At 62.0% G+C, this 12597-nt stretch carries 10 protein-coding genes and 1 pseudogene; 7 read left to right on the top strand and 4 right to left on the bottom strand.

Annotated features, from left to right (window positions below):
* From BM416_RS22280 to yccS, 6 genes and pseudogenes are all read left to right on the top strand, one after another.
* A pseudogene (locus tag BM416_RS22280) lies at positions 1-258 on the top strand (IS481 family transposase); the annotation flags it as partial.
* Between the two features lie 301 nt (positions 259-559).
* Positions 560-1450 (top strand): alpha/beta fold hydrolase, encoded by an 891-nt coding sequence (locus BM416_RS22275; protein WP_092489477.1) that lies wholly within the window; start codon positions 560-562, stop codon positions 1448-1450.
* Between the two features lie 36 nt (positions 1451-1486).
* A complete protein-coding gene (mdtD, locus tag BM416_RS22270; protein ID WP_027606026.1) occupies positions 1487-2914 on the top strand; it encodes a multidrug transporter subunit MdtD in 1428 nt (475 codons plus the stop codon).
* 129 nt (positions 2915-3043) lie between these two features.
* On the top strand, positions 3044-4381 hold the full coding sequence (gene dbpA, locus BM416_RS22265; RefSeq protein ID WP_235865629.1) for an ATP-dependent RNA helicase DbpA: 1338 nt from the start codon (positions 3044-3046) through the stop codon (positions 4379-4381).
* Between the two features lie 98 nt (positions 4382-4479).
* Positions 4480-5658 carry a BaiN/RdsA family NAD(P)/FAD-dependent oxidoreductase gene (locus tag BM416_RS22260; protein WP_092489476.1) on the top strand — a complete coding sequence of 393 codons (1179 nt, stop codon included), beginning with the start codon at positions 4480-4482 and terminating at the stop codon, positions 5656-5658.
* 145 nt (positions 5659-5803) lie between these two features.
* Positions 5804-7987, top strand: coding sequence for a YccS family putative transporter (gene yccS / locus BM416_RS22255; protein WP_092489475.1), 2184 nt, complete (start codon positions 5804-5806; stop codon positions 7985-7987).
* A gap of 94 nt (positions 7988-8081) precedes the next feature.
* On the opposite strand, the gene BM416_RS22250 is transcribed toward yccS, so the two are convergent.
* A complete protein-coding gene (locus tag BM416_RS22250) occupies positions 8082-8819 on the bottom strand; it encodes a substrate-binding periplasmic protein (RefSeq protein ID WP_092489474.1) in 738 nt (245 codons plus the stop codon).
* Positions 8820-9019: 200 nt separating this feature from the next.
* Here BM416_RS22250 and BM416_RS22245 point away from each other — a divergent pair, with 200 nt between their 5' ends.
* The gene (locus BM416_RS22245; protein WP_092489473.1) at positions 9020-9472 is read left to right on the top strand and encodes a GNAT family N-acetyltransferase; all 453 of its coding nucleotides are present in this window, start codon (positions 9020-9022) and stop codon (positions 9470-9472) included.
* A 39-nt stretch (positions 9473-9511) separates the two neighbouring features.
* Here BM416_RS22245 and BM416_RS22240 read toward each other — a convergent pair whose 3' ends face one another.
* From BM416_RS22240 to BM416_RS22230, 3 genes are read right to left on the bottom strand one after another with little or no spacing between them, the layout of a single operon-like run.
* The gene (locus tag BM416_RS22240; RefSeq protein ID WP_092489472.1) at positions 9512-9808 is read right to left on the bottom strand and encodes a winged helix-turn-helix domain-containing protein; all 297 of its coding nucleotides are present in this window, start codon (positions 9806-9808) and stop codon (positions 9512-9514) included.
* Positions 9809-9827: 19 nt separating this feature from the next.
* Entirely contained in the window at positions 9828-10328 is a 501-nt protein-coding gene (locus BM416_RS22235) for a M48 metallopeptidase family protein (RefSeq protein WP_027606033.1), read from the bottom strand.
* Between the two features lie 42 nt (positions 10329-10370).
* On the bottom strand, positions 10371-12476 hold the full coding sequence (locus BM416_RS22230) for a putative bifunctional diguanylate cyclase/phosphodiesterase (protein WP_092489471.1): 2106 nt from the start codon (positions 12474-12476) through the stop codon (positions 10371-10373).
* Positions 12477-12597: the final 121 nt, after the last annotated feature.

The raw sequence follows: 12597 nt of genomic DNA, 5'->3' as shown, positions 1-12597 counted from the left end.
TTGTATGTGCCGTCCACCCGAATTTATCCAGGATGCTTGCCCGATGTGGAATATCCGGCAGAAATGAAAGTTCGAAGCGTCAGGCAGGACGGATCGATCAAGTGGAACGGCAAGTTGGTATTTATCAGCGAGGCGCTGTCCGGGGAAAGGATAGGGCTCAAAGAAGCTGAAGATGATGCTTGGGATTTGTACCTGTGTGATTATCCCTTGGGGAGGCTTGGACGAGGTATGACCCGCGTCCAGGCCTCAAATGTGTAAACGATGTCCCCGGTTTCAGATGTAAACGATGTCTACGGTTCTACACCCCGATGGCGGTGTATCAGTCAATGAGTACTTTGCTGATACACCGTCATCGGGAGCAAGCTCCCTCCCACCTTGTCCTGTGCTGATTTCAGACATCCCGGTTTCAGCCCTTCCTACCGTAAATTCTCTTCCTCCCAGTCTGCACGGGCAGCCTGTTGTCGCCTGCGAAAAACCTCGTTATAACGGTTAGTGGCACCCCGCCACCCCACCCACGAGAGCACGACCTTGCCCGGGAAGGGCAAGCTGGAGCGTTGACATGAACCATGGAAGTTTTGTCATAGAAAAGCTGTTCAAGCACTACAACGTTCATGTTGAGCAGTTGGGAAACGATGCGGAAAAGAACACCATCCTGATGGTCAATGGCGCACTGTCCACCACACGCTCATTCGCCCGTACCAGCAAATGCCTGGCCGAGCATTTCAATGTGCTGTTGTTCGACCTGCCCTTCTCGGGCTATTCCCGCGAACACAACACCGACCTCGACCTGGTGACCAAGGATGACGAGGTGCAAATCCTGCGTGCCCTGGTCGAGCGCTTCCAGGTCAACCATCTGGTCTCGGCCTCCTGGGGCGGTATCTCCACGCTGCTGACCCTGGCGCACAACCCGCCGTCGATCGAAAGCTCGGTGGTGATGGCCCTGGCACCCAACCTCAACCAGGCCATGCTCGACTATGTGGAGCGCGTGCGCGTGCTGATCGAGGCCGATGACAAATCCGCCGTCGGCCACCTGCTGAACGAGACCGTCGGCAAATACCTGTCGCCACGCCTCAAGCGCAACAATCATCGGCACCTGTCGAACATGGCCACCACCGAGTACCGCCAGGCGCGCTTTCATATCCACCAGGTCCTGGCATTGGGTGATGGCAACTATCTGCCGGCGCTGCGGCAGATCGAAACCCCGGTGCACTTTCTCAATGGTGCGCTGGACGAATACACCCCCGCCGCCGAGGCCCAACTGTTCAAGCACTACGTCGGGCGCAGCAGCTTTGCCGTGGCCGAACACACCGGGCATCTGCTCGACCTGGAGTCCCGCGAGGCGGCTTTGGCGGTGCACCGGGCGTTGTTGGATTTCCTGGTGGGAAAGCACGCGAACTTGTCGGACTTAGACGAACCGCCAGTGGGAAAAGGAGCGACGAATGGCGCATAATCGCCGACACATAGCCGGCTAACAAAAAGGTACCCCATGCCAGATCGTGCCCCTCTCGATGCCAAGACCGCCCGCTGGCTCCCCTGGGTGGTCGCGATTGCCTTCTTCATGCAATCGCTGGATGGGACGATTCTCAACACGGCTCTGCCGGCCATGGCCCGGGACCTGGCGGAAAACCCGCTGCGCATGCAAGGGGTGGTGATCGCCTACATGCTCACCGTCGCCCTGCTGATCCCGGCCTCGGGCTGGATCGCCGACCGCTTCGGCACCAAGAAGATTTTCTTCGGTGCGATCATGCTGTTCAGCATCGGCTCCTTGCTGTGCGCCCTGTCCAGCAGCCTGACCATGCTGGTGGGCGCGCGGGTCATCCAGGGCCTCGGCGGTGCGCTGATGCTGCCGGTCGGGCGGCTCGTGGTGCTACGTGCCTACCCCCGCTCCGAACTGGTGCGGATCATGGGCTTCATCACCATTCCCGGTCTGCTTGGCCCGCTGCTCGGCCCGACCATGGGCGGCTGGATGGTGCAATACCTGACCTGGCACTGGATCTTCCTGATCAACCTGCCGGTGGGCATGATCGGTTGCTACGCCGTGTGGAAATTCATCCCCGACCTGCGCGGCAGCGAGCGCACACGCTTCGATGGCCTCGGTTTTCTATTGTTCGGCGCGGCGATGGTGCTGATCACCATTGCCATGGAAGGCCTGGGCGAGCTGCACCTGCCGCACCTGCGGGTGATGCTGCTGCTGTTCGGCGGGTTGGCGTGCCTGGCGGCGTACTGGCTGCGCGCCGGGCATATCGATAACCCGCTGTTTTCACCGGCGCTGTTCAAGACCCGCACCTTCGCGGTGGGCATCCTCGGCAACCTGTTCGCGCGCCTGGGCAGCGGTGCCTTGCCGTTCCTGGTGCCGTTGCTGCTGCAAGTGGCCCTGGGGTACTCGCCGTCCCAGGCCGGCATGAGCATGCTGCCCCTGGCGGCGGCGGCGATGTTCGCCAAGTCGGTGGCGCGTCCGTTGATCGAGCGCCTGGGTTATCGCGTCGTACTGACCGGCAACACCCTGGCCCTGGGCATCATGCTGGCGAGCATGGGCCTGGTCAGCGAACAGACGCCCTACCCGCTGCTGCTGGCCATGCTGGCGGTGCTGGGGGCGATCAACTCGCTGCAATTTACGGCGATGAACACCGTCACCCTCATCGACCTTGACGACGCCCAGGCCAGCAGCGGCAACAGTCTGCTGTCGGTGGTGGCGCAACTGTCCCTGAGCCTGGGGGTGGCCTGTGCCGGTGCATTGCTCGGCGGGTTTACCGCAGAATCGGGCAACGACGGCGTGAGCACGGTGCTCGGCGCGTTCCAGCTGACCTTCCTCACCGTGGGCATCATGGCAATGCTGGCGGCGGCGATCTTCCTGCAACTGTCGCCCCAAGACGGCAAACGGGCGGCCAGCCCGGAACAGCATATCGAGCATTAACCGGCGTCTCGTCTAGAACTTGCGGGGAAATCCTACGAGACTGGTACACTGCGCGACATTTTGTTTTGCAGAGCCAGTCCCGTGACTACCATCGCCACCGCTTTTAATACTTTGCCCCTGTCCGCCGCCATGCTGGCTAACCTCGACTCGCTGGGTTATGTCGAGATGACGCAGATCCAGGCGCAAAGCTTGCCGGTGATCCTCAAGGGGCTGGACCTGATTGCGCAGGCCAAGACCGGCAGCGGCAAGACCGCGGCGTTCGGCATTGGCCTGCTGAACCCGATCAACCCGCGCTACTTCGGCTGCCAGGCCCTGGTGATGTGCCCGACCCGTGAGCTGGCCGACCAGGTCGCCAAGGAAATCCGCCGCCTGGCCCGCGCCGAAGACAACATCAAGGTCCTGACCCTGTGCGGCGGCGTGTCCCTCGGCCCGCAGATCGCCTCCCTGGAGCACGGCGCCCACGTGATCGTCGGCACCCCGGGCCGTATCCAGCAACACCTGCGCAAGGGTTCGCTGGTGCTGGACGGCTTGAACACCCTGATCCTCGACGAAGCCGACCGCATGCTCGACATGGGCTTCTACGACGCCATCGAAGACATCATCAGCAAGACCCCGCCGCGCCGTCAGACCCTGCTGTTCTCGGCCACCTACCCGGTGAGCATCAAGCAACTGGCGTCGAAATTCATGCGCGCGCCGCAGCAAGTGAAAGCCGAAGCGTTCCACTCCGACGACCAGATCGAGCAGCGTTTCTACGAGATCTCCCCGGAAGAACGCATGGACGCCGTGACCAAGGTGCTGGCGCATTTCCGCCCGGCCTCCTGCGTGGCGTTCTGCTTCACCAAGCAGCAAGTGCAGGAAACCGTCGACCACCTGACGGCCAAGGGCATTTCCGCCGTCGGCCTGCATGGCGACCTGGAACAGCGCGACCGTGACCAGGTATTGGCGATGTTCGCCAACCGCAGTACCTCGGTCCTGGTGGCCACCGACGTCGCCGCCCGCGGCCTGGACATCGACGCGCTGGACATGGTCATCAACGTCGAACTGGCCCGCGACTCGGAAATCCACATCCACCGCGTGGGCCGTACCGGTCGTGCCGGTGAGACCGGCATCGCCATCAGCCTGGTGGCACCGTCCGAAGCGCATCGCGCCCAGGCCATCGAGCAACTGCAGAAGTCGCCGCTGAACTGGGACCAACTCGACAACCTCAAGCCGCAAAGCGGTGGTCCGCTGCTGCCGGTGATGAGCACCCTGTGCATCGCCGCCGGGCGTAAAGACAAGGTGCGCCCAGGCGACATCCTCGGCGCATTGACCGGCGAAGCCGGCATCCCGGGTGCCCAGGTCGGCAAGATCGCGATCTTCGACTTCCAGGCCTTCGTGGCCGTGGAACGCGGCATCGCCAAGCAGGCGTTGCAGCGCTTGAACGACGGCAAGATCAAAGGCCGCTCGTTGCGTGTGCGGATCCTGTAACACGATCTCCGACCTATAGGGAGATCCAATGAGGAAGGAGGCTTGCCCCCTCCCACATTAACTGCATTCCAATTCAGAATTTGTATGAGGACATTGCTGTGCGCTCGACCGAAGTTGTGATCATTGGCGCCGGCGCCGCAGGCTTGATGTGCGCACTGACCGCCGCCGGGCGTGGGCGCAAGGTGATGTTGCTCGATCATGCGAACAAGGCCGGCAAAAAGATCCTGATGTCGGGCGGTGGCCGCTGCAATTTCACCAACCTGTACACCGAGCCGGCCAACTTCCTCTCGCACAACACGCACTTCTGCAAGTCGGCCCTGGCCCGTTACACCCAGTGGGATTTCATCGGCCTGGTGGCCAAGCACGGCGTGCCGTACCACGAGAAGAAACTCGGCCAGCTGTTCTGCGATAACAAATCCAGTGACATCCTCGGCATGCTGCTGGACGAGTGCATCCAGACCGGCGTGAGCCTGCACCTGGACACCTCGATTGAAGAAATCGCCAAGGTCGACAGCGGCTACCAGTTGCAGACCACCCTGGGTGAACTGCGCTGCGAATCCCTGGTGATCGCCACCGGCGGCCTGTCGATCCCGACCCTGGGCGCCAGCGGCTTTGGCTATCAAGTCGCCAGGCAGTTCGGCCACGAGCTGCTGCCGACCCGCGCCGGGCTGGTGCCGTTCACCATCACCGACCAGCTCAAGGACTTGTGCGGCGAGCTGTCCGGGACCTCGGTGGATTGCCTGGTCAGCTGCAACGGCCAGAGCTTTCGCGAGAACCTCCTGTTTACCCATCGCGGCCTCAGCGGCCCGGCGATTCTGCAGATTTCCTCCTACTGGGAGTCCGGCGACACGCTGGAGATCAACCTGCTGCCCGACCACGACGCCCACACCTGGCTGCAACAGCAGCAGGTCGAGCGCCCCAACAGCGAGCTGAAAACCCTGCTGGGTGAAATCTTCACCAAGAAGATGGCCAATCTGCTGGCGGACACCTGGTTCGCGTCCAAGCCGATGAAGCAGTACACCCACGCTGAAGTGGCCGATATCGCGCAAAAACTCTCGAGCTGGCAACTGGTGCCGGCGGGCACCGAGGGCTACCGCACGGCCGAGGTGACCTTGGGCGGGGTGGATACGCGGGAAGTCTCGTCCAAGACCATGGAATCGCTGAAAAGCCCGGGTTTGTACTTTATTGGGGAAGTGCTGGATGTGACCGGGCATCTGGGCGGGTTTAACTTCCAGTGGGCCTGGGCCTCGGGTTACGCCGCAGCGCAGTACGCCTGATGAATGTGGCTGGGGGCTTGCTCCCTCCCACATTTGATTTGCGGTATGCCTGGGAATAATTTGCTGCCAGATGTGATCACCACCCTTGCCGTGGCGTCACTGATGGCTCAATTTAGCGGCATCGTCCCGGAAGACTCCAGACTTCATGTCATCGACCTCGTTCAAGCAGTCCATGCGGCGCCTGTGGGCGCTGGATAAATTCAGCTACAGCATCCGGGTATTTATCGCCCTCACCGGCAGCATGGCGCTGTGCTGGTATCAGGATGAAATGACCCTGCTGATCCCGCTGTTCCTGGGGATTATCGCCAGCGCCCTGGCCGAGACCGACGACAGTTGGCAAGGCCGCCTCAACGCCCTGGCGGTGACGCTGGTGTGTTTCAGCATTGCCGCGCTGTCGGTGGAGCTGCTGTTCCCCTACCCCTGGATTTTCGCCATCTCCCTGGCCCTGGCCACATTCTGCCTGACCATGCTCGGCGCCTTGGGCGAACGCTATGGCGCGATTGCTTCGGCCACCTTGATCCTGTCGGTCTACACCATGATCGGCGTGGACCAGCGCGGCGGCGCCGTCAGTGATTTCTGGCATGAACCGTTGCTGCTGGTGGCCGGTGCCGCCTGGTACGGCGCGTTATCGGTGCTGTGGCAGGCGCTGTTTTCCAACCAGCCGGTGCAGCAGAGCCTGGCGCGGTTGTTCCGTGAGCTGGGGCGCTACCTGAAGCTCAAGTCGTCGTTGTTCGAACCGATTCGCCAACTGGACGTGGAAGCCCGCCGCCTGGAACTGGCCCAGCAAAACGGCCGGGTGGTGGCGGCGCTGAATGCGGCGAAGGAAATCATCCTGCACCGCGTCGGCAATGGCCGACCCGGCTCGAAGGTCAGTCGCTACCTCAAGCTGTACTTCCTGGCCCAGGACATCCACGAACGCGCCAGCTCGTCCCACTATCCTTACAACGCCCTGGCCGATGCGTTTTTCCACAGCGATGTGCTGTTCCGCTGCCAACGCCTGCTGCGCCAGCAAGGCAAGGCCTGCCAGGCCCTGGCCGAGTCGATCCAGCTGCGCCAGCCGTTCATCTATGACGACAGCTTCGCCGAAGCCCTCAGCGACCTGAACGCCTCCCTGGAACACCTGCGCATCCAGAGCAACCCGGCCTGGCGCGGCCTGCTGCGCTCCTTGCGCGCCCTGGCGGCCAACCTGTCCACCCTTGACCGCCTGCTCGGCGACGCCAGCAACCCCGACGCCCTGGCCGATGCCACCGACAGCAACCTGCTGGACCGCGCCCCACGCAACCTGAAGGAAATGTGGACGCGCCTGCGTACCCAACTCACGCCGACATCGCTGCTGTTCCGCCATGCGCTGCGCCTGTCCCTGGCGCTGACCGTCGGCTACGGCATGCTGCATGCGATCCACGCCTCCCAGGGCTACTGGATCATCCTCACCACGCTGTTCGTTTGCCAACCGAACTACGGTGCCACGCGGCGCAAGCTTGGCCAGCGAATCATCGGCACCGCCATCGGCCTCACCGTGGCGTGGGCGCTGTTCGACCTGTTCCCAAGCCCGCTGGTGCAATCAATGTTCGCCATCGCCGCCGGCCTGGTGTTCTTTATCAACCGCACCACCCGCTACACCCTGGCCACGGCAGCGATCACCCTGATGGTGCTGTTCTGCTTCAACCAGGTGGGCGATGGGTACGGACTGTTCCTGCCACGCCTGTTCGATACCCTGCTCGGCAGCCTGATCGCGGGCCTGGCGGTGTTCCTGTTCCTCCCGGACTGGCAAGGCCGACGCCTGAACAAAGTGCTGGCCAACACCCTGACCTGCAACAGCATCTACCTGCGCCAGATCATGCAGCAATACGCCGCCGGCAAGAGCGACGACCTGGCCTACCGCCTGGCCCGGCGCAATGCCCACAACGCCGATGCGGCGCTGTCCACTACCCTGGCGAATATGCTGATGGAACCTGGGCATTTCCGTAAGGAAGCGGATGTGGGCTTCCGCTTCCTGGTGCTGTCGCACACCTTGCTCAGCTACCTGTCGGGGCTCGGGGCACACCGCGAAACCCAACTGCCGGCCGAAGTGCGCGCGCACTTGATCGATGGCGCCGGCAATAGCCTGGCGGCGAGCATTGACGAAATCGCCACCGGGCTGGCGAACAAGCAGCCGATTGCGATTCAGAGCGATGCCGAGGAGGCCTTGGCGGCGGATCTGGAGCAGATGCCGGATGAGATTGATGAAGGGCAGCGATTGGTGCAGACACAGTTGGCGTTGATTTGCCGGCAATTGGGGCCGTTGCGCACGCTGGCGGCGCATCTGATCAAGGACACCAGCGCGGCTTAGGCCGCTATCGGGGGCAAGCCCCCTCCCACTGTTGACTGTGTTCACAAATCAAAACTGTGGAGGGGGCTTGCTCCCGATGAGGCCCGCACAGGCACTACATGCCATGGGCCTTCATCAGCCGCTCATAACTGCCATCCGCCTTCATCCTGGCAATCTCGCGGTCAAAGCTCGCCACAATCTGCGCATGCTCAGGGTTCTTCAGGCTGACCAGGATATGCAGGCTGTTTTCGCTCAGCGGCGTGGGCAGAAACTCCACCGCATTGCGCACCCGCACCGACTCGCGCGACAGGTAATAGCGCGCCACATACTCATCCTCCACGGTCAACCGCACCCGCTGCGCCGCCAGCATGCGTACCGCCATGGCGAAGTTATGCACCGGCACTTTCTGCAACTGCCCATCCCCATCGAACGCCGCTGAATAGGCATAACCGCGCACCACGGCAATGGGATAGTCGTGCAACTGCTCCAGGTTCTGAAACTCGATGGGATCGTCACGGCGCTTGATGAAACGCACGCGATTGAGCAGGTATTCGCCGGAAAACTGCCCCAATTGTGTACGGGCCTCGTCGTACCAGGCGTTGACCAGCACGTCATAGCGCCCATCGCCCACCCCCATCAGCGCTCGCGCCCAGGGTACCTGTTGGAAGTCACTGGCATAGCCCGCACGGGCCAGGGCCGTGGTGACTATATCGGTGGCCAGGCCACCGTTGATCAAGGTGGCATCGGTAAACGGTGGCCAGGCATCCGCGACCAGGCGCAGACGCTGTGCGAACACAGGTGTCGCCAGCAACAACACTCCAATCAAAGCAACGGCACGAGACAATCGCGGCATGCTCAAAGTCCTTGGCGGCGGGCGGTGGCCTTGGCTCAGGCAGGGCCTGAGGTTCTAACATTAGCTCAGATTACACAAAGAAACGGACGTCGAGAGCACTCAATGATGGCAAATTGATTTCATTCACAAAAATAGTCGATTTAGACAGAGTCGCCCGCCGCGCTTACTATCCAGAACAGACATTCAAGCGAGAACACACCATGACAGTCGATTGGGTCTGTAAACATCACACCGACCTGGGCAAGGAGCAGCTGTACGCCATTTTGCGTTTGCGCGGCGAGGTCTTCGTTGTCGAGCAGAAGTGCGTCTACCAGGATATCGACGGGCAAGACCTGGCGGGCGATACCCATCACCTGATGGCGTGGAAAGACGACGAGCTGGTGGCCTACCTGCGCCTGCTGGACCCGGAGTCCCAGGGCGGCGACGTGGTGATCGGCCGCGTGATCGTGGCGCCGGTTGCACGGGGAACCGGGCTGGGGCACCAGATGATGGAAGAAACCCTCAGGCAGATTGACGAGATCTGGCCTGAGACGCCGATCTTCCTGTCAGCCCAGGCCCATCTGCAGGGGTATTACGGGCGGTATGGGTTTGTGGTGGCGGGTGAGGAATACCTGGAGGATGACATTCCGCATATCGGGATGCGGCGTACTTGAGGCTTGCTCCCGATAGCGTCGGCCCCGCCACCGCTGAACTCAGGGGTAACCGAGAACCCGCTTGATCTGGCTGAGATTCACCTCGATCCACCCACGATCAATCGCGCCCCAATCGCGAATCCGATAATGCCCGGCATGGTTGCGGGCCCCCTCTGCCTGCTCGAACTCACACACAATATCCAGGTCCGCCAGCGCCGCAATCGTGTCCTGCGCGGTGCGCCGGGGCATGCCGGTGACGTCGGTCAGCGCCGGGACGCTGCTGGCCAGCCCACTGTCGATCAGGTACGCCACGTACAGGCGGCGGTAGAAGCTGCTTTTGGTCTTGCTCACATCCATGGTTGGTCGCCTTGTGCGGTCAGGGCTTGCCCTGCAGGTCGCGATACGTGAGGTACACCCGCAGGTCGAATTCCACCTGGTGGTAGCCGGGCATCATGTAGTCGCAGAGTTTGTAGAACGCCTTGTTGTGGTCCGATTCCTTGAAGTGCGCCAGCTCGTGAACCACGATCATGCGCAGGAATTGCGGCGCGGCCTCTTTGAACAGCGAGGCAATGCGGATCTCTTTCTTGGATTTGAGGTTGCCGCCCTGCACCCGTGAAATTGTGGTGTGCAGGCCAAGGGCGCGGTGGGTCAGGTCCAGGCGGTTATCGAACAGCACTTTGTCGATGGCCGGCGCGTTGCGCAGGTGTTCCTGCTTCAAGGCCTGGGCATAGGCGTACAGGGCTTTGTCGCTCTGCACCCCATGGCGGTCGGGGTAACGCTGCTCCAGGTAGGCGCCCAACTGGTCCTTGGCGATCAGTTGGCGTACTTGCTCCTGGAGGGCTGCGGGGTAGGCCTGGAGGTATTTCAGCGCGGTCATTGGGGTCTGCAACAGGATTCGAATGGCGCCAGTGTAGCGAATTCAGTGCGTGCGGGCGCGTGACCAGTCGACCACTTCTTCAGCCATCAAGGGCTGCGCCGCCCACGGCCCCTGGATAAACGGGCAACCCTGGGCCTTGAGCCACTGGGCCTGCTCCTGGGTTTCCACGCCCTCGGCCACCACGACCACCTCAAAATGCCCACACAGCTCGATAATGCTGCGCGCCATCGCCGCGTCCCGCACCGAGCCCGGCAGCCGCGCAACCAATTGCGGATCAAGCTTGAGTGTATCGAAGGCCAGGTCGCGCAAATGCGCCAGGGAACATTGTCCCGAACCGAAGTCATCCAGGGCGATACGCACCCCGATACGGCGCAGCAACTGGAGCTGCTTGGCGGCCTCTTCCAGGTTACTCATCAGGCAGTCCTCGCCGATTTCCACCTCCAACTGGTGCCCCTCCAGCCCATAGCGCTCCAGCATCTGCTGCAGTTGATTGACCAGGTTGGGCATATTGAACTGGCTGCTGCTCAGGCTCACGCTCAGCACCAATTCATCGTCGAACGCGGCCTGCCACGCCTGGCGCTGGGCGGCGATCTGCTGGTAAATCCATGCGCTCAGTTGGCTGATCAGCCGTGCTTCTTCCAGCAACGGTAAAAACAGCCCCGGCGGCACATCGCCGACGCTGGGGTGCTGCCAGCGCAACAACACCTCAACGCCGCGCAAACGCCCATCCACCAGTGAAACCTGGGGCTGATAGACCAAGGTGAAATCCTTGTTTTGAATCGCCGTACGCACGCTGTCTTCGAGCATCAACCGCGAGCGGGCGCGGCCGTTCATTTCCTGGTCGTAATAGCGATATTGCTGACGGCCGGCGCGCTTGGCTTCGTACATGGCGATGTCGGCCGCACGTAGCAAACCACTCAAATCCGCGCCGCAATCCGGAAAGGTGGCAATGCCGATGCTGACGCCGAGCATGACATCCAAACCGTCGACCTGCTGGCACACCGACACTCGTTCGATCAATTTTTCCGAGATCTTTGCCGCCTGCTCCGGAAACTCCAGCTCCAGCAACGCCGTGAATTCATCGCCGCCCATGCGGCCGATAATGTCGTAGGAACGCAGGCAGCCCTGCAATTGCTCCGAGACCCAGCGCAATACACGGTCGCCGGCATCATGGCCCAGGGAATCGTTGACCCGCTTGAAACCGTCGAGGTCCAGGTACAGCAACACCAGGGACTGCTCTGTCCGCTCACTGCGCGATAAGGTGTTTTCCACCGCCTGGTAAAAACCGCGCCGGTTCAGCAGACCGGTCAGCGGGTCGGTCACGGCCTGGAACTCCAACTGCTGGTGCAAGTGACGCACTTCGGACATATCCAGCACCGTCACCACCATGGCCTTCTGTTCAGCGGGCAGCGGCGCACAGGACAACGCCACCGGCACCTGCTGGCCGCGGCCGGTGCGCAGGAGCGCATCATGCAGGCGCCAGGTCTCACCGCGGCGGTAGCCGGCGTACATCTGCGATTCCAGCCAGACGGGCACGTGGGGCTTCTGCAGGAAACTCAGGAACTCCTGGCCTTGCAGCTCCTGGATCGTGGCATTGAGCAGGCGCGAAATCGCCGGGTTGGCGTATTCGATCACGCCCTCTTCACTCACCACCAGGATGCCCTCGGCGGCGTTGTCCAATACCGAGGCATTGAACGCCCGGGCGGACTCCAGGTCATGGCTCAGGCGCTGCAAGGCCCGGCGGTTGCGCTGGTGCTCCAGCAACGCCTGGACCTTGGGCTTGAGGACGTGCGGGTCGAAGGGCTTGAACAGGTAGTCGATGGCGCCGCTGGCGTAGCCTTCCAGCACGGCGGCGGAGGATTGAGCGTTGGCGCTCAGAAAGATGATCGGGGTCATGCGCGTGCGCTGGCTGCCGCGCATCAAGCGGGCGACTTCGAAACCGTCCATGCCGGGCATCATCACATCCAGCAGCACCAGGTCGACCTCATGCTGCAGCAGCAACTCCAGGGCTTCCACCCCGGACGCGGCCGTTACCACCACCCAATCATCACGTTGCAGAAGCGCACGCATGCTGATCAGATTTTCCGGGTAGTCATCGACCACCAGAAGAACCGAACTGCCATCGCCATGAGGTGGAGCGCATTCCATGCTAGGTCTCTTCCTTGGGTCTACTCCGGTCACTTCTGAGAGAAAACCCGGACAAACATTGAGGCCTCACTCTAGCCCCGGATCCTGAAAATCAGAAGTGACGTGGACGCCATCATTGCGC

Origin of the sequence: Pseudomonas sp. NFACC42-2, assembly GCF_900116055.1 — a bacterium.
Classification (GTDB): Bacteria; Pseudomonadota; Gammaproteobacteria; order Pseudomonadales; family Pseudomonadaceae; genus Aquipseudomonas; species Aquipseudomonas marginalis.
Note: the sequence above shows the minus strand (reverse complement) of the source record. Positions and strands in the feature narration are given on the sequence as shown.